Origin of the sequence: Devosia sp., from assembly GCF_041917035.1 — a bacterium.
Classification (GTDB): Bacteria; Pseudomonadota; Alphaproteobacteria; order Rhizobiales; family Devosiaceae; genus Devosia_A.
In genome coordinates this window covers 1-19,421 of sequence record NZ_JAYRYM010000047.1, presented here as the reverse complement: position 1 = coordinate 19,421, position 19,421 = coordinate 1, and the positions used below count along the sequence as shown (strand labels likewise).

20 protein-coding genes are annotated in these 19,421 nt (G+C 66.1%); 13 read left to right on the top strand and 7 right to left on the bottom strand.

The features are described 5' to 3' along the window. The 8 genes from ACE3TU_RS07530 to ACE3TU_RS07495 form a co-directional block, all read left to right on the top strand. On the top strand, positions 1 to 1,194 hold a 1,194-nt coding region (locus ACE3TU_RS07530), incomplete at its 5' end, for an ABC transporter substrate-binding protein (RefSeq protein WP_374622249.1). A gap of 68 nt (positions 1,195 to 1,262) precedes the next feature. Continuing rightward, positions 1,263 to 2,192, top strand: a complete 930-nt coding sequence (locus ACE3TU_RS07525; protein ID WP_374622246.1) for a carbohydrate ABC transporter permease — start codon at positions 1,263 to 1,265, stop codon at positions 2,190 to 2,192. Next, complete coding sequence (locus tag ACE3TU_RS07520) at positions 2,185 to 3,108, top strand: carbohydrate ABC transporter permease (protein WP_374622244.1); 924 nt, start codon at positions 2,185 to 2,187, stop codon at positions 3,106 to 3,108. Before ACE3TU_RS07525 ends, ACE3TU_RS07520 begins: the two co-directional genes overlap by 8 nt. Next, positions 3,109 to 4,215 carry an ABC transporter ATP-binding protein gene (locus ACE3TU_RS07515; RefSeq protein ID WP_374622241.1) on the top strand — a complete coding sequence of 369 codons (1,107 nt, stop codon included), beginning with the start codon at positions 3,109 to 3,111 and terminating at the stop codon, positions 4,213 to 4,215. A gap of 60 nt (positions 4,216 to 4,275) precedes the next feature. Next, positions 4,276 to 4,980: an SDR family NAD(P)-dependent oxidoreductase gene (locus tag ACE3TU_RS07510; protein ID WP_374622239.1), complete on the top strand. Its 705-nt coding sequence runs from the start codon at positions 4,276 to 4,278 to the stop codon at positions 4,978 to 4,980. A gap of 36 nt (positions 4,981 to 5,016) precedes the next feature. After that, positions 5,017 to 6,000, top strand: a complete 984-nt coding sequence (locus tag ACE3TU_RS07505) for a sugar phosphate isomerase/epimerase family protein (RefSeq protein WP_374622237.1) — start codon at positions 5,017 to 5,019, stop codon at positions 5,998 to 6,000. Positions 6,001 to 6,013: 13 nt separating this feature from the next. After that, a complete protein-coding gene (locus ACE3TU_RS07500) occupies positions 6,014 to 6,823 on the top strand; it encodes an SDR family NAD(P)-dependent oxidoreductase (RefSeq protein WP_374622234.1) in 810 nt (269 codons plus the stop codon). Between the two features lie 319 nt (positions 6,824 to 7,142). Next, the gene (locus tag ACE3TU_RS07495; RefSeq protein WP_374622231.1) at positions 7,143 to 8,174 is read left to right on the top strand and encodes a glycosyltransferase family 4 protein; all 1,032 of its coding nucleotides are present in this window, start codon (positions 7,143 to 7,145) and stop codon (positions 8,172 to 8,174) included. Positions 8,175 to 8,220: 46 nt separating this feature from the next. On the opposite strand, the gene ACE3TU_RS07490 is transcribed toward ACE3TU_RS07495, so the two are convergent. Continuing rightward, entirely contained in the window at positions 8,221 to 8,379 is a 159-nt protein-coding gene (locus tag ACE3TU_RS07490) for a hypothetical protein (RefSeq protein WP_374622229.1), read from the bottom strand. Between the two features lie 205 nt (positions 8,380 to 8,584). On the opposite strand from ACE3TU_RS07490, the gene ACE3TU_RS07485 reads away from it, so the two are divergent. Beyond that, positions 8,585 to 9,100 (top strand): CAP domain-containing protein, encoded by a 516-nt coding sequence (locus ACE3TU_RS07485; protein ID WP_374622227.1) that lies wholly within the window; start codon positions 8,585 to 8,587, stop codon positions 9,098 to 9,100. Positions 9,101 to 9,133: 33 nt separating this feature from the next. On the opposite strand, the gene glpK is transcribed toward ACE3TU_RS07485, so the two are convergent. Continuing rightward, the gene (gene glpK / locus ACE3TU_RS07480; protein ID WP_374622225.1) at positions 9,134 to 10,624 is read right to left on the bottom strand and encodes a glycerol kinase GlpK; all 1,491 of its coding nucleotides are present in this window, start codon (positions 10,622 to 10,624) and stop codon (positions 9,134 to 9,136) included. Beyond that, entirely contained in the window at positions 10,621 to 12,135 is a 1,515-nt protein-coding gene (glpD, locus tag ACE3TU_RS07475) for a glycerol-3-phosphate dehydrogenase (RefSeq protein WP_374622222.1), read from the bottom strand. Before glpD ends, glpK begins: the two co-directional genes overlap by 4 nt. Before the next feature lie 165 nt (positions 12,136 to 12,300). Between glpD and ACE3TU_RS07470 the strand changes: the two genes are divergently transcribed. Further along, positions 12,301 to 13,236, top strand: a complete 936-nt coding sequence (locus tag ACE3TU_RS07470) for an AEC family transporter (RefSeq protein WP_374622219.1) — start codon at positions 12,301 to 12,303, stop codon at positions 13,234 to 13,236. 18 nt (positions 13,237 to 13,254) lie between these two features. Here the strand turns inward: ACE3TU_RS07470 and ACE3TU_RS07465 are convergent, their stop codons facing one another. From ACE3TU_RS07465 to ACE3TU_RS07455, 3 genes are all read right to left on the bottom strand, one after another. Next, entirely contained in the window at positions 13,255 to 14,052 is a 798-nt protein-coding gene (locus ACE3TU_RS07465; protein ID WP_374622217.1) for a transglutaminase domain-containing protein, read from the bottom strand. Then, positions 14,052 to 14,996 (bottom strand): alpha-E domain-containing protein, encoded by a 945-nt coding sequence (locus ACE3TU_RS07460; protein ID WP_374622214.1) that lies wholly within the window; start codon positions 14,994 to 14,996, stop codon positions 14,052 to 14,054. Before ACE3TU_RS07460 ends, ACE3TU_RS07465 begins: the two co-directional genes overlap by 1 nt. A 211-nt stretch (positions 14,997 to 15,207) precedes the next feature. Further along, the gene (locus tag ACE3TU_RS07455) at positions 15,208 to 16,629 is read right to left on the bottom strand and encodes a circularly permuted type 2 ATP-grasp protein (RefSeq protein WP_374622212.1); all 1,422 of its coding nucleotides are present in this window, start codon (positions 16,627 to 16,629) and stop codon (positions 15,208 to 15,210) included. A gap of 216 nt (positions 16,630 to 16,845) precedes the next feature. Between ACE3TU_RS07455 and ACE3TU_RS07450 the strand changes: the two genes are divergently transcribed. Together ACE3TU_RS07450 and ACE3TU_RS07445 are read left to right on the top strand one after the other, a co-directional pair. Then, positions 16,846 to 17,775 carry a 2-hydroxyacid dehydrogenase gene (locus ACE3TU_RS07450; protein ID WP_374622209.1) on the top strand — a complete coding sequence of 310 codons (930 nt, stop codon included), beginning with the start codon at positions 16,846 to 16,848 and terminating at the stop codon, positions 17,773 to 17,775. A gap of 2 nt (positions 17,776 to 17,777) precedes the next feature. Further along, positions 17,778 to 18,557: an SDR family NAD(P)-dependent oxidoreductase gene (locus ACE3TU_RS07445; RefSeq protein WP_374622206.1), complete on the top strand. Its 780-nt coding sequence runs from the start codon at positions 17,778 to 17,780 to the stop codon at positions 18,555 to 18,557. A 1-nt stretch (position 18,558) separates the two neighbouring features. On the opposite strand, the gene ACE3TU_RS07440 is transcribed toward ACE3TU_RS07445, so the two are convergent. Then, complete coding sequence (locus tag ACE3TU_RS07440; RefSeq protein ID WP_374622203.1) at positions 18,559 to 18,966, bottom strand: DUF1761 domain-containing protein; 408 nt, start codon at positions 18,964 to 18,966, stop codon at positions 18,559 to 18,561. Positions 18,967 to 19,124: 158 nt separating this feature from the next. On the opposite strand from ACE3TU_RS07440, the gene ACE3TU_RS07435 reads away from it, so the two are divergent. Beyond that, on the top strand, positions 19,125 to 19,421 hold a 297-nt coding region (locus tag ACE3TU_RS07435), incomplete at its 3' end, for an alpha-amylase family glycosyl hydrolase (RefSeq protein ID WP_374622200.1).

The window sequence follows — 19,421 nt, the reverse complement described above, 5'->3', positions numbered from 1 at the left end:
CCCAAGGTGCTGATGCTGCACCAGTGGGCATCCGGCTCGGATGCCGCCTCGATTGCCAAGCTCGGCGAGATGTTCACCGCCAAGGGCGGTGTGTGGGAACAGACCGCGATCGCCGGCCACACGGCCAACACCCTTGCCAAGCTGCGCGCCGACGTCGTCGCCGGCAACGCCCCTGCCGCCGTGCAGTTGAAGGGCCCGGAGATCGCCGAGTGGAATGCCACCGGCGGTACCGCCGATATGGATGAACTGGCCGCTGCCGAAGGCTGGGACAAGGTCGTCGCGCCCGAACTGCTGCCGGTGATGAAGCCGGCCGGCAAGTGGGTTGCCGCCCCGATGAACATCCATCGCATCAACTGGATCTGGGGCAACAAGGCCGCCATGGAATCGGTCGGCGTGACCGAACTGCCCAAGACCTGGGCCGAGTTCAACGCCGCCTGCGACAAGGCCGTTGCCGGGGGCAAGGTCTGCCTCGCGCACCTCAGCGCCGACTGGACCGACGCCACCACGTTCGAAGTGGTCGTCTACGGCCAGGACAAGGACCTGTTCCAGAAGGCCTTCGTCGAGGGTGACATCGACGCGCTGCGGTCCGACGGCATGATCAAGGCCTTCGACCAGATGCGCCTGATGGTGTCCAAGTACATGGATCCGGCGATCGCCGGCCGCGACTACGACACCGCCTCCAACATGATGGCCAATGGCGATGCGCTGTTCTTCATCATGGGCGACTGGGAAATCGGCGTGCTGAAGGCCGTCGGCAAGGATCCGGGCAACGACATCCTGTGCGCCCAGGCCCCGACCGACTGGGGCAAGCCCGGCTTCATCCTGAACTCGGACTCGGTGGTGTTCTTCAAGCAGAGCGATCCCGACTTCCAGGAAGGCCAGAAGCTGCTCGCCTCGACCATCCTGAGCCCCGAGTTCCAGACGGTGTTCAACATCTCCAAGGGCTCGATCCCGGCCCGCCTCGACGTCGACCTGTCGAACGGCTTCAACGCCTGCCAGCAGGTGGCGCAGAAGGACCTCGCCGCGTCCATCGCGGAAGGCTCGCTGGTGCGCTCGATGGCCCACAACATGACCGTGCTGCAGAAGTACCGCGGCGCCATGATGGACACCATCACCGAGTTCGTGAACACCCCGGACATGTCCTCGGCTGACGCGGCCAACGCAATGGCCGACGCCGTCGAAGCTCAGATGTAAGTCCTTGAACCTGCCCGGCCGCGGTGTCTCCACCGCGGCCGGTTCGTTTCCGTTGCGGGGGTAGGCTCGTGAGTTCAGCAGGCAGCGCCGCCATGGCGGGCGGCACGTCGTTCGGCGAAAAGCTGAGGCGCTGGGTACCGATCATGGTGCTGGCCCCGTCGCTGATCGCATCCTTCGTCTACGTGTTCGTCTTTTCCGGCTGGACGCTTTACATCTCGCTGAGCGACTCGACGCTGCTGCCCACCTACGGGTTCAGGGGGCTGCAGCCCTACATGGACCTGTGGGCCAATCGCCGCTGGGGCGTGGCCTATTCCAACCTCTTCTTCTTTTCCGCCTTCTATGTCGCCGCGGCGATGGGCGTCGGCCTGCTGCTCGCCCTGCTGATCGACCAGAAGGTGCGCGCCGAGAGCTTCTGGCGCACCATGTTCCTCTACCCGCTGGCGGTCTCGTTCATCGTCACCGGCACCGTCTGGCAATGGCTCTACAACCCCACCAGCGGATTTGAATTCCTGATGAAGTCGCTCGGCTGGACCGACTTCCAGTTCGCCCTGACCACCGATCGCAAGAACGCCATCTGGGCCATCATCATCACCGGCATCTGGCAATCCTCGGGCTTTGCCATGGCGCTGTTCCTCGCCGGCCTGCGCTCGGTGGATGGAGATATCGTCAAGGCCGCGCAGATCGATGGTGCCTCCACCTTCCGCACCTATCGCAAGGTCATCCTGCCCTCGATCACCCCGATCTTCCTCGCCGTGGCGGTGGTGCTGCTGCAGTTCGCCATCAAGACCTTCGATCTCGCCGTGGCGCTGACCAATTCCGGCCCGGGCATCTCGACCACCTTCCCGGCGACCTATGTCTACGACCTGATGTTCCAGCGCGGCGAGATCGCCGAGGGCGCGGCAGCGGCCATGATGATCCTCGCGGCCCTGGCCGTGGTTCTCGTGCCCTATTCACTCTACCTGGTCTGGCGCCGCAGGAGGGAGCTCAACCGTGGCTGAAGCAACCCTGTCCTCCGTCGGCATCGATCCCGGTGCGGCCGCCGCCAGCCGCCGCCACCTGATCAGCCGGATCGTCATCTACGGTCTGCTCGTCCTGTTCGCCCTCGTCTACATCGTCCCGCTGTTCGTGGTGGTGTTCAACTCGATGCGGACACTGCCCGAAATCTCGCAGAACGGCCTCATCGCCTTCCCGCGGAGCTTCCACCTGGAAGGCTGGCCGCAGGCCTGGAGCAGCTTCTGCATCGGCGGGCAGTGCGAGGGGATGCAGCGCTACTTCTGGAACTCGGTGATGATGGTGGTCCCAGCCACGATCATCTCCACCATGCTGGGCGCGCTCAACGGCTACATCTTGTCCAAGTGGCGCTTCAGGGGCTCCGAGGTCATCTTCGGCATGATGCTGCTCGGTGTGTTCATGCCGGGGCAGATCGCCCTGCTGCCCTGGGCGTTCCTGCTCGGCCAGATCGAGCGCCTCACCGGTCTCGATACCGCCAACTCCGTCTATGGGCTGGTGCTCGTCCACTGCATCCAGGGCCTGAGCTTCACCACGCTGTTCTGCCGCAACTACTTTGTCGGCATTCCCGACGACCTGGTGAAGGCGGCACGCATCGACGGGGCAGGGTTCTGGCGCATCTTCTTCAAGATCATCCTGCCGATCTCGCCTCCGATCCTGATCGTGACCGTCATCTGGCAGTTCACCGGCATCTGGAACGAGTATCTGTTCGGCGTCGTGCTGAACTCCGGTGCCAACCAGCCCATCACTTCTGCCCTCGTGGCGCTGTCGCTGAACGGCACCACCGTGCGCACCTATGACGTGATGAGTGCCGCCGTGCTCATCGGCGCGCTGCCGCCGCTGCTCGTCTACTTCTTCGGCGGCAAGTACTTCGTCCGCGGTCTCACGCAGGGAGCAATCAAGTAAATGGCATCGCTGACCGTCCGCAACCTGCGGAAGAACTTTGGCACCGTCGAGGTTCTCAAGGGCATCGACCTGGAGGCCAGGGCCGGCGAGTTCATCGCCCTGGTCGGGCCCTCCGGCTGCGGCAAGTCGACCCTGCTGGCGATGGTCGCCGGGCTCGAGACCGTGACGTCGGGCGAGATCTGGATCGGCGACCGCATGGTCAACTCGGTGGCGCCCAAGGACCGCGACATCGCCATGGTGTTCCAGTCCTATGCGCTCTATCCCACCATGACGGTGCGCGAGAACATGGCCTTCGGCATGGAGAGCCGCGGCATCCCGAGGGCCCAGCAGGCCGAGACGATTGCCCGCGTCGCCGCCTTCCTGCAGCTCGACCAGCTGCTCAACCGCAAGCCCGGCCAGCTCTCGGGTGGGCAGCGGCAGCGCGTCGCCATGGGGCGCGCGCTGGTGCGCGATCCGGAGCTGTTCCTGTTCGACGAGCCGCTGTCCAACCTCGATGCCAAGCTGCGCGTCGACATGCGCACCGAGATCAAGAAGCTGCACCAGCGGGTCGGCAAGACCACCGTCTATGTGACGCATGATCAGGTCGAGGCGATGACGCTCGCCTCGCGCATCGCGGTCATGCACCTGGGCGAAGTGCAGCAGTTCGACGAGCCCGAGATCATCTACAACCGGCCGGCCAACATCTTCGTGGCCGGCTTCATGGGCTCGCCGTCGATGAACTTCATCTCCGCCGAGGTCACCTCGCTGGAGGGGAGGCCCGTGGTCTCCTTCCCGATCAGCGGCGGCGTGGCGAACCTGCCGCTTCACGGCGATGTTGCCGAACGTGTCGGCGGGAGCCGCAAGGTCGTGCTCGGCATTCGCCCCGAGCACCTCAGCCGTCAGAGCCAGAATACGCGAGGCAAGCCGGGCATCGCCGAAATGTCCGCGCCCGTCGAACTGGTCGAGCCCACCGGCGCCGAGACCATGGCCGTTCTCAAGTTCGGCGAGCTTGAGGTGGTGGGTCGCTTCACGCCTGACGAAGCGCCGAAGGCCGGCGAGAACATGCCGCTCGCCGTCGACATGACGCGGGCCTGCCTGTTCGACCCCGGCACCCGGCGCCTGATCTAGAGGACGGCTGAAATTCCTGACTTCGCGACTTACCCGAGCCTCGCCGGCCGAGTCGTATTCGTGACCGGGGGCGCCACCGGCATCGGTGCCGAGATTGTGCGCGCCTTCGCCCGCAACCGCAGCCGCGTCGCCTTCTGCGACATCCTCGACGTGGAGGGAGGCGAACTGGCCGCCGAGCTCGGGGCCCATTTCATCCGTTGCGACGTCACCGACGTCGATGCGCTCAAGTCGGCAATCGCCGCCGTCGGGGCGCAATTGGGTCCGATCGGCGTCTTGGTCAACAACGCCGCCAACGACGACCGTCACGCCATCGACGAGGTCACCGAGGACTACTGGGATCGCTCCCAGGACATCAACCTCAAGCCGCAGTTCTTTGCCTCCCAGGCCGTGCGCCCGCAGATGCGGCAGCTCGGTGGCGGTTCGATCATCAACTTCTCCTCCATCGCCTGGCGGGGGGGCGCCGACAACATGGCCTCCTACGCCACGGCAAAGGCCGGCATCGTCGGGCTCACGCGGGCCCTCGGGCGAGGCTTCGGCAGCGACAATATCCGCGTCAATGCCATCGAGCCCGGTGCGGTCATCACCGAGCGGCAGAAGCGCCTGTGGTACAAGGACCAGGCCGCCATCGACGCCATCGTGTCGCGGCAGGCCCTCAGGCGCACCTTGCTCGCCGACGAGATCGCCCGCATGGTGCTCTTCCTCGCCTCCGACGACAGCCGCATGATCACCAAACAATCGATAACCGTCGACGCGGGACTCAGGTAACTGGACCCGCGACTACCTCCTGTCTCGAGGCACCCCATGCAACTCACTACCGGTCTGAACCCCTACGGGCTCACCTACTATCTGGGCCTGCAGGGCATGGGGACGCCGCGCCACAATCCGCATGGCAAGGGGCTGGAGGGCTTCATCGCGCTCACCGAGGAGCTGGGCGGCAAGGCCATCGAGCTCTGGGAAGGCTGGTTCAAGGAAATGTCCGATGCCGATCTCGCGGCCCTGCGCGGGCGGCTCGATCGACTGGGATGGAAGCGCGTCCTCAGTTCCGGCCTGCAGAACTGCGACATCGACCTGCTGCTCCGCTGCGCCAGGGCGCTCGATGCGCGCTACGTCCGGCTGGCGCTGACCCCGATCCTGTGCGGTGACCGCTCGGCGGCCGGGCAGCGCTGGCACGACCTGGTCCATTCGGTCAACGAGAAGCTCGAGGCCTTTGCGCCGCTCGCCGAAGCGGCCGGCGTGGTCCTGCTCATCGAGAACCACCAGGATTTCACCAGTCGCGAGCTGGTCGGCTTCTGCGAGGAGTACGGTCCGTCGGTCCGCATCGTCTTCGACATGGCCAACACCTTCCCGGTGGCGGAGTCGCCGCTCGATTTCACCCGCGTCATCGCGCCCTACGTGCGCCACTGCCACGTCAAGGACTACTGGGTGCAGTTCACACCCGAAGGCTTCCGCCTCATCCGCTGCCCGTCGGGCGATGGCTGCGTGCCACACAAGCAGATGTTCGACATCCTTGCGCAGCACAATGACGAGATGATCGCCTGCATCGAGATCGGCGCCCTCGAGGCCCGCCATGTGCGGCTCTTCACCCCCGACTGGTGGCATGGCTACGCCCCCAAGCCCGCCGAGGAGCTGGCCGCCTGCCTGCTGGCGGCGCAGCGTAACCGGCTGCACGAGGACGCCGAGTGGCGCACCCCGTGGGAGCGCAATGCTGACCACGAACTGATCGAATATGAGCTAGCCCAGTACCGCAAGAGTGCCGCGAACCTCAAGGCGCTCGGACTGATGTGATTGGAGGCCCGCAGTGGCAAAGGATCTTTCTGGCAAAATCGCTTTCGTAACCGGTTCCGGCCGCGGCCTTGGCAGCTTCATGGCGCGAAAGCTCGCGGCGCGCGGTGCCGATGTCGTGGTGCATGACCTCTCCTGGGAGGAGAGCGCGAAGTACGGCGAGGCCCGCAATCTGGGCGACACGGTCAAGTCCATCGAGGCGCTCGGCGTTCGCTCGATGGGCGTCACCGGCAATATCGGCGACCGGGACGCGGTTGCGGCCATGCGCCGCGAGATCGAGGAGAAGTTCGGGCCGGTCGAAATCCTCGTCAACTGCGCCGGCGGCGATATCGGTGCCTCGGGCAACAAGCCGGTGCCCAACAACATCCTCGGCATCACCTACGAGGATCTGGTGACGCTCACCAACAACAACCTGATCGGCACCATGCTGGTCACCCAGGCCTTCGTGCCGCAGATGGTCGAGCGCCAGCACGGCATCGTCGTCAACATCGCTTCGGTCGCGGCCCATATCGGCGTCTCGCATGGCGGCATCTACGCCACGCTCAAGGCTGCCGTGACGCACTACACCCGCTGCCTTGCCGACGAAGTGCGCGAGCACGGGGTGCGCGTCAACGTGGTGAGCCCGGGCCCCTCCAAGACCGCGCGCTTCCAGGCCACCCGCACGGTCGATCCGGACAAGATGAACTCCAACAAGGTCTCGATGGATCGCTACGCCGAGCCCGAGGAGATCGCCGATGCGGTGGTCTTCCTGTGCTCGCCCGAGGCCAAGTTCATCCATGGCCAGCTGCTGCGCGTCGATGGCGGCCTGCAGCTCTACGCCGGCTGAGCGGAAATTGGCACTGAGAGTGGCCGGGACCGCCTTCTCCCCTTGCGGGACTTCGAGCCGGTCGCGCAGCGATCAATCGCTCCAGCGGAGCGATTGAAGGCGAAGAAGGTGCCCGAAGGGCGGATGAGGGTTTCCAGGGTAGTGTAACAGACCCCTGATGCGGCGCTTCGCGCCACCTTCTCCCGCAAGAGGAGAGGGGGGACCACCCACCACCGGTGCACAGGTTCAGATGCGATAGCCCTCCCTGAAGGGGGATCATTGCTCTTGAGCCGCGCGCCCGGCCCGGGCTAACTCGCGGCCTCGCCTGCGTGGAGCCCTCATGGCCATTCTCGGACTTGCCATTGCCGCCATCGCCCTGGTGTTGTCACTGGGCGTCGCCTACTTCGTGATGAAGCGGGCGGGTCGGCTCGGCCTCGTCCAGGAGCCGAACGAACGATCCTCGCATGTTCGACCCACCCCGGTCGGCGGCGGGCTTGGCATCGTCGTCGGCGGCTCGTTTGCCGGCCTTCTGGCGGCCATGCTGGTCCCCTGGCTGGCCGTGCCCGTCCTGATGGCCGGTGTCCTCATCGCGCTCATCGGCTATTCCGACGATCGCCGCCCGATTGCGGCGCGCTGGCGTCTGGGCGCTCAGGTTCTGCTTGCCGGGGCCATTGTCGCGACGCTGCCGCCGGATGCGCTCGGCCCGCAGCTCGGCCTTGCCGTGCCCGAGTCGGTACTGCTCGTCGTGCTCGCGCTGTCCGGGGCCCTGTGGATCAACGTCTTCAATTTCATGGACGGCATAGACGGCCTCGCCGGTACCGAGGCCATCTTCCTGCTGGGCGGAGGCGCCCTGCTGGCCTATCTCGCCGAACCGCTTGTGCTCGAGGATCTGCGGCTGTGGTGGATGCTCGGGATTGCCGCCGCGACGCTCGGCTTCCTGCTGCTCAACTGGGCGCCGGCGCGCATCTTCATGGGCGATACCGGCAGCACCTACCTGGGCCTGATGATCGCCTTCTTCGGCTTTTCCACCATCGCCAGCGCCTGGCTGTCGATCTGGCAGTGGCTGATCCTCGGCGCACTGTTTCTCGCGGACAGTCTGACCACGCTGGCGCGCCGGGCCCTCAACCGGGAGGCCGTGTGGGAGGCGCATCGGCGCCATGCCTACCAGGCGCTGCAGCGGCGCCTGCGCTCGCACGCGCGGGTCACGCTCCTCGCCCTGGCGGTGAACGTGCTGGTGCTGCTGCCGCTGGCCTGGCTGGCCGGTCAGCTGCCGCAATGGGGCTGGCTGGTCGCCCTCGTCACCTATGCGGTGCTCGTGCCGGCGGCGATCCGCGCCGGGGCAGGGGCCGCGGAGCGCCCCGGCGAGCCCTAGCGCCCCCTCGTCCCGCAACTCCTGCGAGGCGTCGCGGGATGCGGCCCTACAGCCACAGGCTGAGGAAGAAGGCGCCGGCTCCCACGATCGTCAGCGAGGCCGCCGCCGAGGCGAACAGCATGTTCTTGGTATAGTCGATCTGGCGGATCCACTCGCGGCGGGTCATCGCCCGCACATCGAACCGCCCCGCATCGTTGTCGATCATCGCAAGCTAGCCCCTCAACCGTCGCGTGGCGGCACCCTGCGCGCACCCCGGGCCTCGGGCCAGCGCCAAGCAAGATCATGCTTAATTCATCTCAAATGCGATCCATCCGCCGCGTGCGGCTCAGGCGTGTTGAGAGCGGGCGACTCCGCCTTGCCGCCGCCACGTTTTGCGCTAGCTTGCCGATCCCCTTTCCCGGAAAGCCTGCATGACGCTCTCCCGCCGCGGTCTCTTCGCCCTTGCCCTTATGCCGGTGCTCGCCGCCTGTTCGTCCACCGTCGTACCGATGCCGGGACCCGGTGCCGGATTGTCGCCGCCGCAGTTGACGCAGGGCGCCATCCTTGCCGCGATCAACGGCACGCGTGCCCGCTACGGCAAGCCGCCGCTGCGCTACAACACCCAGCTCGAATCTGCGGCCCGGGTGCAGGCGCGGCTGATGGCCTCGAAGGACCAGCTGTCGCATGACCTCGGGCTGTCATTGCACCGACGTGTCGTCGATTCCGGCTTTGTCGGTGCTTCGGGGGAAAACGTTGCCGGCGGCCAGAGGACCCTCGAGCAGGCCATCGCCGGCTGGCTGAATTCCAAGGGCCACCGCGAGACGCTGCTGTCGACGCGCTTCGAGGAGTTCGGTCTGGCCGTGGCAGCCGTCCCGGCCGGCAAGAACAGCCGCTACGGCATCTACTGGGCGTTCATCGCCGGCGGTCCCTATTCGGCGTGGAACTGAGGCCCCGGCCACCCGTCCGCCGGCGAGCCTTGTTCACCGCGTGGTGAGCGTGCGGCGCACCGCATCGCGCCAGCCCTTGAGCTTTCGCTTCCGCACCGCTTCGTCCATGTGCGGCGTGAACTGTCGATCGAGGGCCCAGCGCGCCGCAAAACCCTGCTGATCCGGCCAGACGCCGGCCTTCCAGCCGGCAAGCCAGGCGGCCCCGAGCGCTGTCGTTTCGAGGATGGTCGGCCTGTCGACGGGCGTGTTCAGCATGTCCGCCAGGAACTGCATCGTGAAGTCCGAACCGACCATGCCGCCGTCGACGCGCAGCACCGTGTCGTTGGCGCCCTTCCAGTCCTTTCGCATCGCATCGATCAGGTCGCGCGTCTGGTAGCTCACCGACTCGAGGGCGGCGCGCGCCAGTTCGGCGGGGCCGGAATTGCGGGTGAGGCCGGTGATCGAGGCGCGCGCCTCGGCATCCCACCAGGGGGCCCCGAGGCCGACAAAGGCCGGCACGAGGTAGACATTCTGCGTCGGGTCGGCCTTGGCGGCAAGCGGTCCCGCGTCCGAGGCCTTCTCGATGATCTTGAGCATGTCGCGCATCCACTGCACCGACGCGCCGGCCATGAAGATGGCCCCTTCGAGGGCATAGGTCGTCCGTCCGTCGAGCCGATAGGCGATGGTGGTCAGCAGCCGGTTCTTCGAACGCACCAGGTCTGCGCCCGTGTTGAGCAGCGCGAAGCAACCGGTGCCATAGGTGGACTTCAGCATCCCCGGGGTGAAGCAGGCCTGCCCGATCGTGGCCGCCTGCTGGTCGCCGGCCGAACCGGTGATCGGGATCGACACGCCGAAGATGCCGGGATCGGTGCTGCCGAAATCGGCCGCATTGTCCTTGACCTCCGGCAGGATTGCCGCCGGGATGCGGAACAGGCGCAGCAGCTCGTCGTCCCAGCTGTTGCTCCGGATGTTGTACAATAGCGTTCGGCAGGCATTGGTGACGTCGGTCGCGTGGCTGCGCCCCCCGGTCAGGCGCCAGATCAGGTAGGAATCGACCGTGCCGAAGGCCAGTTCGCCCCGCTCGGCCCGTTTCCTCGCTCCCTGCACATTGTCGAGGATCCAGGCGAGCTTGGTGGCCGTGAAATACGGGTCGAGCAAGAGCCCCGTGCGTTCGCTGACCAGCTTCTCGTGCCCGGCCTTGCGCAGCTTCTCGCACAGCTTGTGCGTCCGGCGATCCTGCCAGACGATGGCATTGTAGATCGGCTTGCCGGTCGAGCGATCCCACACGATGGTGGTTTCGCGCTGGTTGGTGATGCCGATCGCGGCGATGTCGGTCGCCTTCAGGTTGGCCTTCTTGAGGGCCGTCTTCGCCGACCACAGGCAGGTCGCCCAGATCTCCTCGGGAATGTGCTCGACCCATCCGTCCTGTGGGAAGTGCTGGGTGAACTCCATCTTGCCGACGCCGGCGATCCGCTGTTCGCCGTCGAACACGATGGCCCGGCTCGAGGTCGTCCCCTGGTCGATCGCCAGAATGTTCCCGCTCATTGCTCCATCCCCCCGATGCGCGCGTCCACGTAACGCGCCAGTTCCGACACTTCCGCCTGGTTGAGGCGAAGTCCCTGCTTGCTGCGCCGCCACAGGATGTCTTCGGCGCTGCGGGCCCATTCGCGCTCGATCAGCCAGTCGACTTCCACCTGGTAGAGCGTGCCGCCGAACAACTGTCCCAGGTCGGCCGTGTCGCGCCGTGTCCCGAGAATGCTCGGGACCGCCGTGCCATAGGCCCGCACCAGGCGTCGCAGCAGCTGCGGGTTCAGGTTCGGGTAGATGGCCTGCTGTCGCGCCAGCTCGGCCTCGAAGCCTGTCGGGGCGAAATCGCCACCCGGCAGCTTGCCGTCCCTGGTCCAGCGCGGCCCTTTTGGGCCGATCATCCCGTCGATGCGGTCGACCACTTCCTCGCTGAGGCGCCGATGGGTGGTCAGCTTGCCCCCGAACACGTTGATCAGCGGACCGTTGTCCCTCCCGCCCTCGGCGCGCAGGACGTAGTCGCGGGTCGCCTCCTGCGCCGCGCTGGCGCCGTCGTCGAACAGCGGGCGGACTCCCGAATAGGTCCACACGATGTCCTCGCGGGTCACCGCCCGGGCGAAGTACTCGTTCGCCGCCGCCAGCAGGTACTCCGTCTCCTCGGCATCGATCGCCACCGTGGCCGGATCGCCGGCGAAGTCCTTGTCGGTCGTGCCGATCAGGGTGAAGTCGCCCTCGTAGGGGATGGCAAAGAAGATGCGCCCGTCGCGGTTCTGGAAGAAATAGCAGCGCTCGTGCTCGAACAGCCGCCTCACCACGATGTGGCTGCCCTTGACCAGCCGCACGTGATGCGCGTCGTTCCGGCCCATCGCCTCGACGATCACCTTGTCGACCCATGGTCCGCCGGCATTGACCAGCAGCCGTGCGCTGACCGTGCGGAGCGACCCGTCGGCCCGCGCCAGGTCGATCCTCCACCCTCCGGCATCCCGCCGTGCCGATACGACCTTGGTACGCACCAGGATCTCGGCGCCCCGATCCGCCGCGTCGCGGGCGTTGAGCACGACGAGGCGCGCATCGTCGACCCAGCCGTCGGAGTACTCGAACGCCGTGCGGAACCCGGGCTTGAGCGGGCGGCCGGCCTCGTCCTCGGTGAGGTCGAGCGTCCGGGTCGCCGGCAGCAGCTTGCGGCCGCCCAGGTGGTCGTAGAGGAACAGCCCGAGCCTGAGCAGCCACGCCGGCCTGAGGTTCTTCTCGTAGGGCAGCACGAACCGCATCGGCCAGATGATGTGAGGGGCGCTCGCCCACAGCACCTCGCGCTCGATCAGGGCCTCCCGCACCAGCCGGAACTCGTAGTGTTCGAGGTAGCGCAGCCCGCCATGCACCAGCTTGGTCGCCGCAGAGGACGTCCCCGAGGCGAGATCGTTCATCTCCGCCAGGGCGACCCGGTAGCCGCGCCCGGCCGCGTCGCGCGCGATGCCGGTGCCGTTGACGCCACCGCCGATGACGAGGATATCGAAGACGTCGTGGGCGGTCATGACCGATTCCGGGTGGCTGGGAGGCTGCTTTGCTGCAGCGATCTACGGGACAACCGGTGGCCGGATCAATGCACGGCAGGCACCGATGCATGTGATTTTCATCTGGTGTTGACCCTTGGCCCGATGCAGTGCAACAGGGGGCAACTCCGCCGCGGGTGACCGTCCATGCTCGCCATCCTGAACGTCGTTCTTCCAGTCTTCGCGCTGATTTCGCTCGGCTATCTCGCCGTGCGATTCCGGCTGTTTCCGAGCGAGGGCGTGCGCGGCCTGGTGCAGTTCGTCAACAACTTCGCGACCCCGTGCCTGCTGTTCAGCGCCATGGCGTCGGCGGACTTTCGCACGACCTTCCATCTCGGTGTCATCCTCCCGTTCTACGTCGGGGCCATCGCCTCCTTCGTGCTGGGCTCGGCGATCGCCGTGCGCATCTTCCGCAACCGGCCGGGCGAGGGCGTCTCCTCGGGCTTTGTCGCCATGTTCACCAACACGGTGCTGATCGGCATCCCGATCCTGCATCGCGCCTATGGCGAAACGGCACTGACGGTCGCCTTCTCGATCATCGCGTTCCACGCGTCGGTGCTGATCACGCTGGGCATGCTGACAATGGAGCTCGCCCGCCGGGACGGGGCGCCGCTGCACAAGGCGCTCGGCGTCGCCCTCGTGCGCATCGTCTCCAATCCGTTGCTCTGGGGCATCCTCCTCGGCGTCGTCGCCAACATCATGCAACTCGATCTGATCGAGCCCGCCGATGCCTTCATCTCGATGATGGCGGCGGCCGTCACCCCCGTCGCGCTGTTCGGCCTCGGTGGTGCCCTCAACGAGTACCGGCTGCAGGAGAACTGGGGACAGTCGACGTCCATGGCGCTGCTCAAGCTGGTGCTGCAGCCGACCATCGCCTGGGTACTGATGGTGCCGATCCTCAACGTCGACCACGAATACGCCCGCTACGGCGTGCTGCTCGCCGCCATGCCCTCGGGCATCAACGCCTATGTGTTCGCGACCTACTACAACCGCGGGGTGAACGTGGCGACCAACACCATTCTCATCTCGACCGTGCTGAGCGTCTTCACGGTCTCGGGCTGGCTCTACGTCCTGGGGCTCTGAGGACCGGACGGCAGCGGTCTACTGCGCCGCGACGCTCACGTCGGTCAGGGGCGCAGCGATCACCGGAACGCCACGGATTGCCGGCACGGCTCCCCCGTCAAGTCCTGTTGCCACGCGCACGTGCCTGTCCGTCGGGCAGTAACCCAGTGCCGGATCGAAGGCGATCCAGCCCAGGCCGTCGTCCCAGGCCTCCGCCCAGGCGTGCCAGGAGGCGTCGTCGCCGTGGGCGGCGACATAGCCGGTGACGTAGCGCGCCGGGATCTCGAGCGCCCGGGCGGCGCCGATGAAGGCGTGCGCGAAGTCCGGCGCTCCGACCTTTGCGACCTCGCCCTGCGACTGGGCCTGTGCCTGCCCCTCGGCCGACTGGCTCTGCGACTGCGCCCCGCCGATCACCTCGCCGACGCGGGCCATGAGTTCGTGCAGCAGGGCGATGCGGCCCTGGCCTTCCTTCGGTCCGGAGCGGAACTTCGAGGTGATCGCCCCGGCCGCTTTGGCCAGCGGGCTCGGTCGGCGGTAGATCGCCGAAGGCGGCTCACCCGGCAGGCGTCCGATGACGCCGTTGCGATCGATCGTATCCACGATGCCCTTCACGGACACGGTCAGCTGGGCTTCGGGTCGGTATTGCGTGACCAGATGGGCGCGATTGCCGAACCCGTCGATGAAACTCGCCGCGCCGGCCATGCCGGGCATGTCGATGGACCACTGGCGTACCATCTGGGTCGGACCGGACTGCGGCGTCAGCAGGACGTGCTGCACGCTCCGCACCGTTCCCGGTCCCAGCATCAGGCTCAGTGTATGGCTTATGGTGATCAGCATCAGTAGAAGTTGTAGCTCTCGGCCAGTGCGTCCGTCATCCGGTTGTTGCGATTGATGAACTCGGTCAGGAACTCGTGCAGGCCGTACTCGAAGATGCGGTCGACCGTCGTGTCCTCGAGGAGCGCCGTCACGGCGTCGGCCGCGTCGTGCCCGGCGGTGCGCGCCCCGTAGATTTCCTCCAGCATGTCGATCGTCCGGTTTATCCAGGAGACACAGAAGCTCAGCGAGCGCGGCATCTCCGGGCGAAGGATCAGGTAGTCGGCGATATTCCAGGCCTTGTACCGGTCGTGGTAGACGTGCCGGTAGCTGCGGTGCGCCGAGGCGGCCCTGAGGATCATTGTCCATTGCTGGACATCGACATCGCCGCCCACCAGCGTGGCGCGCGGCAGCAGCACGTAGTACTTCATGTCGAGGATGCGCGCGGTATTGTCTGCCCGTTCGACGAAGTTGCCGATCTGGCTGAAGGCATAGCCGGCGTCGCGCAGGAAGGTCGAGAGCAGGGCACCGCGATAGGTGTGGCTCACCTGCTTGATCCAGCCGAGCAGCTCCTGCAGCTTCGCCCCGGTGACATCGCGTGGCCGGATTTCGGCGAATTCCAGCCAGGCGGCGTTGATCGATTCCCACATCTCGAGCGTCAGCGCGGTCCGCACCGAACGGGCATTGGTCCGCGCCGCGAGGAGGCACGAGCGGACGCTCGACAGGTTCTCCTCGTCGAAGATCATGTAATGGGCGACAGCGGCGACATCGGCCTGCTTGTGCTTGCGATTGAAGCCCTCGTCGACCTCGGCGGCCTGCATCATCGAGATCAGGTGCTCCGAGGCACTACCCTCGCGCCGCGAGGTCAGGCTCATGCGATAGCCCACTTCGAACATGCGGGCCATGTTCTCGGCGCGCTCGATGTAGCGCGAGAGCCAGAACAGGTTCTGTGCGGTCCGGCCTAGCATGCAGCAGCCTCCGCCGGACCTCCCTTCTCCCCTTGCGGGAGAAGGTGGCGCGAAGCGCCGGATGAGGGGTGCGCAGACGAAGTCTGCGCGATCGGAGCGAAGCGACGACCGGCCGATTGGGTTGAGACAAACCCCTCATCCGCCATTCGGGCACCCTCTCCCGCAAGGGGAGAAGGAAAGGAGGCACCAGCTACATGAAGATCAACCATCCTCAATCCTCCAGCACCCAGGTGTCCTTGGTGCCGCCGCCCTGCGACGAGTTCACCACCAGCGAGCCCTTCTTGAGTGCCACCCGTGTCAGGCCGCCCGGCGTGATCCGCACGTCGTCGCCGACCAGCACATATGGCCTGAGGTCGACATGGCGCGGGGCGATGCCCCGCTCGACGAAGGTGGGGCAGGTGGACAGCGCCAGCGTCGGCTGCACGATGTAGTTGTCCGGTCGAGCGAGGATCTTCTTGCGGAACTCCTCCCGCATCTGCTTGGTCGAGGCCGGTCCCACCAGCATTCCGTAGCCGCCCGAACCGTGCACCTCCTTGACCACCAGGTCCTGCAGGTGCTCGAGCACATAGGCGCGCTCGTCGTCATTGGTGCAGTTGTAGGTCGGCACGTTCTTGAGGAGCGCCTTCTCACCCAGGTAGAACTCGATGATCTCCGGCACGTAGGTATAGACCGCCTTGTCGTCGGCGATCCCGGTTCCCGGGGCGTTGACCAACGTCACGTTGCCGGCGCGGTAGGCGTCGAACAATCCGGGCACACCCAGCATGGAATCGGGCCGGAACGTCAGGGGATCGAGAAAGTCGTCGTCGATCCGGCGGTAGATCACGTCCACCCGTTCCGGCCCGGTGGTGGTCCGCATGTAGACCTTGCCGTTTTCGACGAACAGGTCCTGTCCCTCGCACAGTTCGGCGCCCATCTGGTCGGCGAGGAACGAGTGCTCGAAATAGGCCGAGTTGTAGATGCCTGGCGTGAGCACCACCAGGTTCGGCGCGCCCGAGGCATTGGCGGGGGCGACGCTCTCCATCGTCCGCCGCAGCGTCTCGGGATAGGTCTCGACCGGAGCAACCTTGAAGCGCTGGAACAATTCCGGCGCCAGCTGCAGCATCGCCTCGCGGTTCTCCAGCATGTACGAGACGCCGGAGGGGGTCCGCAGGTTGTCCTCCAGCACGTAGAAGTCGTCCGGGCCGACCCGCACGATGTCGACCCCGATGATGTGCGAATAGACGCCGCGCGCCGGATCGAGCCCCATCATTTCCGGGCAGAAGGCCGAGTTGTTGAGGATCAGCCGTTCCGGCACCCTCCCGGCCTTCAGGATCTCCTGGCGGTGATAGATGTCGTAGAGGAAGGCGTTGAGGGCCTTGACCCTCTGCTCGATGCCCTTCGACAGCCGCCGCCACTCCATCGCCGAGATGATGCGCGGGATGATGTCGAACGGGATGAGCTTTTCGGTGCCCTCGTTGCTCCCGTACACGGCGAAGGTGATCCCGAGCCGCCGGAACAGGCTCTCGGCATCCGAACGCATCAGGCTCAGGGCTTGGGGAGGCTGTTCCTTCAGCCACTCGTCCAGAATGAGGTAGGGGTCGCGGACCGATCCATCCGCATTGTGCATTTCGTCAAACGGCGGCGTTACGGACATCGCTCCTGCTTGGACTGGCGGCCGATCCCACTCGGTAAATCATTGCTACACATTCGCCGCTGCGCCGCAAGCGGGCTTGCAGCGGAGTTTTGCGCTGCGCCATGCGGATAGTGCAGCGGCAGCGCTTGCACTGCCGCGAAACTCTGTCGCGCGGCCCGATCTCGACTTCACCCGGGTGCAATTCCCCCCTAAAACACCTGCGCCAGAGGGACGGACATGTCGGAAGAGATTCTGCAGACTCACAAGCTGCTTGACCGCTGCGAGGCCGAACTGGGCAAGCGCTTCACCGTGCACAAGCTGCACCTCGCCCCGGACAGGGAGGCGCTCATCCGGGAGGTGGCGCCACGGGTGCGGGCCATTGCCGGCGGCAATGTCGGTCCGGAACTCATGGACAAGCTGCCGCAGCTCGAGATCATCGCCAATTTCGGCGTCGGCTACGACTCGATCGATACCGCCGCCGCCCGCGCCCGCAACATCCGCGTGACCAACACGCCGAACGTGCTCAACGACGCGGTGGCCGAGATCACGCTCGGCCTGATGATCGCGCTGGCGCGCCGCATCCCCCAGGCCGACCAGTACGTGCGGCAGGGCAAGTGGCCGTCCGGCAACTTCCCGCTGCTCACCGAGCTCAATGGCAAGACCGTCGGCATTCTCGGGCTGGGCCGCATCGGCAAGGAAATCGCCGTGCGCTGCCAGGCCATGAAGATGCGGGTCGTCTATCACGGCCGGCACCGTCAGCCCGACGAGCCCTTCATCTACTACGACAAGCTGGTCGACATGGCGCGCGACAGCGACTGGCTGGTGCTGATCGCCCCCGGCGGCAAGGCGACCGAGAAGATCGTCGGTCGAGACGTGCTCGAGGCGCTCGGCCCCGAGGGTTTCCTCGTCAACGTCGCGCGTGGCACCCTCGTCGACGAGGCGGCGCTGCTCGAGCTGCTGCAGGCGCGAAAGCTCGGCGGGGCGGCCCTCGACGTGTTCGAGAAGGAACCGCAGGTCCCCGAGGGCTTCTTCGCGCTCGACAACGTGGTGCTGTCGCCGCACCAGGGCAGCGCGACGCACCAGACCCGGAACAAGATGGGCGACCTCGTCGTCGCCAACCTCGTCGCGCATTTCGCCGGCGAGCCCCTCCCCAGCGCGGTGGTTTGAACATGCAGATCGATCTCAAGGGCAAGGTTGCCATCGTGACCGGCGCGGGCCGCGGCATCGGCCGCGTCATCGCGCGCACCCTCGCCGAGGAAGGCGTCACCGTCGCGATCATCGACATTCGCCAGGACCTGCTGGACGATGCATCGATGGAGTGGCTCGAGGCAGGGCTGCCGGGGGTTCGCATCCTTGCCGACGTGCGCGATGCCGGTCAGGTGAAGGCCGCCGTCGCTGCTGTCGACGAGCAGTTCGGCCGCATCGACATCCTCGTCAACAATGCCGGCGTTGCCGCCGGGGCGCGGGTCGACCGGCTTGCCGAGGAGGTCTGGGACGCCAATTTCGACACCAACACCAAGGGTGTCTTCCTGATGTGCCAGGCGGTTTCGCCCGTCATGCAGCGTCAGGGCTCGGGCCGGATCATCAACGCCGCTTCCTTCGCGGCCATCATCCCCTCGATCGGCAGTGCCGCCTACGCGGCCTCCAAGTCGGCGGTGGTGCAGTTCACCCGCGTGCTGGCCGGCGAACTCGGCCCCTTCAACGTCACGGTCAATTCCTACTCGCCGGGCATGATCCCCACCGACATGAACGGCTATGCGCACCTGCCCGAGGCCCGCAAGCAGCGCCTGCTCGATACCCTGACCCTGCGCCGCTGGGGCGACCCGCAGGATGTCGCCAACCTGGTCTGCTTCCTGGCGTCCGATCTGGCGGCCTACATCAGCGGCGCCTCGATCGACGTCTCGGGCGGCAAGTTCGCCACCCAGATCCCGTCGGTCGCCTACGAGTGAGTCACGGCCACGCGCCGATGATCCCCCCCATCAGGGACAGCGCCACCAGGCTGTAGCCTGCGTCGATGGCGATCAGCTGCAGCGGCCGTCCCTGGTAGATGAACAGCGTGGCGTGCACGGTAAAGACGAAGCCGAGCCAGTTCGCCAGTGCCACCACGTACCCGGCGAACGCGCCGTCCGCCTCGATGAAATGGATCTCGCTCGACAGGATGAAGGCCATGAGCAGCGACATCACTGAATCGAGCGCGAACGCCCTGAGGGGTCCCGCCGGTACCCTTGGATGAACTTGGCTGGTCAGTTCCAGCCACCTGCGCTTGAACAGCAGGTCGGAATACCAGACGAGGCCCACCAGCATGCGCACCCCGGCCGCCAGTATGATGGCCAGCCAGTTGATCGGCAGCGCCTGCAATTGCGTCTCCACTACGGTCTCGACCCTTAATAAGGTCCCTACCAGAACTTATTTCACCGGAGCAAATCACGGCTTCTGGCGCGCCGCTCCCGATTGTACGACAGTCAGCTGCCTCTGGTAGTAATGGAACGGCAGTGGCGGAGTGGCGGGAGAGATCGATGACGGAGTGGTGGCGCGGCGCGGTGATCTATCAGGTCTATCCGCGCTCGTTTCAGGATACCGATGGTGACGGTGTCGGCGATCTTCCGGGGATCATCCGCCGGCTCGACCACATCGCCAGCCTGGGCGTCGACGCCATCTGGCTCAGCCCGATCAACCAGTCGCCGCAAAAGGACATGGGCTACGACGTGTCCGACTACAAGGAGGTCGACCGCCTGTTCGGCAGCCTCGAGGACTTCGACCTCCTGATCGAGAAGGCCCATGCGCTGGGCCTGAAGGTGATCATCGACCAGGTG